At 65.5% G+C, this 2,763-nt stretch carries 1 protein-coding gene; it reads left to right on the top strand.

The window, feature by feature from the left end; all coding sequences use genetic code 11:
• Positions 1-2,763, top strand: a 2,763-nt coding sequence (locus tag AC5Y7E_RS24145; RefSeq protein WP_499950931.1) for an amino acid adenylation domain-containing protein, incomplete at both ends; no start/stop codon positions are given.

Below are 2,763 nucleotides of genomic sequence, written 5' to 3' on the forward strand. Positions count from 1 at the left end.
CACTGATGTGTTTGATGCGGCCAGTGTTGAGGTGTTGGTGGGGCGGTTGCGGGGGGTGTTGGTGGGGATGACGGGTGATTCGGGGCGGCGGTTGTCGTCGGTGGGTGTGGTTGGTGGTGTTGAGCGAGATTGTTTGTGGGGGTGGGGTAATCGGGCGGTGTTGGGTGCGCCGGTGGTGTCGGGGGTGTCGATTCCGGCGGTGTTTGGTGCGCAGGTGGGGCGTGTGCCGGGGGCGGTGGCGGTTAGTTTTGCGGGTCGGTCGATGAGTTATCGCGAGCTTGATGAGGCGTCGAATCGGTTGGCGCATCTGTTGGTGGCTCGGGGTGCGGGTCCGGGACGGGTTGTGGCGTTGTTGTTGTCGCGGTCGGTCGAGGCGGTCGTGGCGGTTGTGGCGGTGCTTAAGACTGGGGCGGGGTATTTGCCGATTGATCCGGCGGCGCCGCAGGCGCGGGTGGGGTTCATGGTGGGTGATGCCGGGCCGGTCGCGGTGGTCACTACTGCTGAGTTTGTGTCGCGGCTGCGTGGTTTTGGTGTGGCGGTGATCGATGTTGAGGATCCTGGGGTTTCGGGGTTTTCGTCGGCGGGGTTGGCGGTGCCGGCGGCCGATGATATTGCCTATGTGATTTACACCTCGGGCACGACGGGGGTGCCGAAGGGGGTGGCGGTTACTCATCGCAGTGTGATCGAGCTTTTGGGGTCGCTGGGCGAGCGTGTGGTGTTGGCGGGTCAGGTGTGGTCGCAGTGGCATTCGTTGGCCTTCGATGTGTCGGTGTGTGAGATCTTTGGCGCGTTGTTGGGTGGTGGGCGCTTGGTGGTGGTGCCTGAGTTGGTGGCTCGTTCGCCAGAAGACTTGCACGCGTTGTTGATCCGTGAGCGCGTCGGGGTGTTGAGTCAGACCCCGTCGGCGTTTTATGCGTTGCAGGCAGTCGATGCACTGGCCTGCGAACCGGAGGGCCGGCTGGGGTTGCGGGCGGTGTTGTTTGCTGGTGAGGCGTTGGAGCCGCAGCGTCTGGGTGTCTGGATGGACCAGCATTCGGGGTTGCCGCGGTTGATCAATTTGTATGGCACCACCGAGACGACGGTGCATGCGTCGTTCCGCGAAATCGTCGAGCGTGATGTGGATGTCAGTGTGAGCCCGATTGGGGTGCCGTTGGGTCATTTGGCTTTTTTTGTGCTGGATGGTTGGTTGCGTCCGGTGCCGGTCGGGGTGGTGGGGGAGTTGTATGTGGCCGGGCGCGGGGTGGGGGTGGGGTATGTGGGTCGGGCGGGGTTGACCGGGTCGCGGTTTGTGGCGTGTGCGGCTGGTGGTGTGGGGGCGCGGATGTATCGCACCGGGGATTTGGTGCGGTGGGGTGCGGGTGGGCAGTTGGAGTATGTGGGTCGTGCTGATGAGCAGGTGAAGATCCGCGGGTATCGCATTGAACTCGGCGAGATCCAGGCGGTGTTGGCCGGTTTGGCTGGGGTGGAGCAGGCGGCGGTGGTTGCCCGTGAGGATCGGCCCGGTGAGAAGCGGTTGGTGGGTTACGTTGTCGGAGCGGTGGATCCGGCCGAGCTGCGTGAGGGGCTGGGCGAGCGGTTGCCGGCTTGGATGGTGCCCGCGGTGGTGGTGGTGGTTGAGGCGTTGCCGTTGACGGTCAACGGCAAGCTCGACAAGCGGGCCCTGCCGGTACCGGACTACGGCGCCGGTGCCTACCGGGGCCCGGTCACGCCCATGCAGGATGTTTTGGCCGGTATCTATGCGCGGGTGCTGGGTGTGGAGCGGGTCGGGGTCGATGATTCGTTCTTTGATTTGGGTGGGGATTCGTTGTCGGCGATGCGGTTGGTCGCGGCGGTCAATACCTCGTTGGGTGCTGGTCTTGGGGTGCGTGAGGTTTTCGATGCGCCGACGGTGGCCCGGTTGGCGGCCCGGATCGGTTCGGGTGGGGGTGGGTTGGAGCCGGTGGTGGCTGTCGGTGAGCGTCCGGCGGTGGTGCCGTTGTCGTTCGCCCAGAACCGGTTGTGGTTTATCGATCAGTTGCAGGGCCCGTCGGCGGTCTACAACATGGCGACGGCGTTGCGGCTGTGTGGGCGCTTGGATGCTGGGGCGTTGGGGGCGGCGTTCGGTGATGTGGTGGGCCGCCATGAGAGTCTGCGCACGGTGTTCGGCGCGGTCGATGGTGTTCCGCATCAGGTGGTGATGGCCGCTGGGGGTGTCGATTTTGGTTGGCAGATCATCGATGCGGCCGGCTGGTCGCGGGATCGGCTTGATCAAGCGATCGTGGACACGGCGGGTCACGGTTTTGATCTGGCGAGCGAGATTCCGTTGCGGGCCAGGCTTTTCCGGATCGCTGCTGATGAGCATGTGTTGGTGGCGGTGGTGCACCATATCGCCGCCGACGGCTGGTCGCTCACCGCGTTGGTGGCCGATCTGGGTAGGGCGTATCGGGCGCGGCTGAGCGGCCACGTCCCGCAGTGGGCGCCGTTGGCGGTGCAGTATGTCGACTACACGCTGTGGCAGCGCGCCCAGTTCGGTGGCCTCGACGATCCCGGCAGCCGCATCGGCGCGCAGCTGGCGTACTGGGAACAGATGCTGGCGGGGCTGCCTGAGCGGCTGGTGTTGCCCACCGATCGGCCCTATCCGCCGGTCGCTGATCAGCGCGGCGCCACGGTGACGGTGGACTGGCCAGCCCAGCTGCAGTTGGGGATGACCCGGCTGGCTCGCGAGCACGATGCGACGAGCTTCATGGTGGTGCAGGCCGCGCTTGCGGTGCTGTTGGGCACGCT

The sequence above is a fragment of the Mycobacterium sp. NGS17 genome (assembly GCF_059813205.1).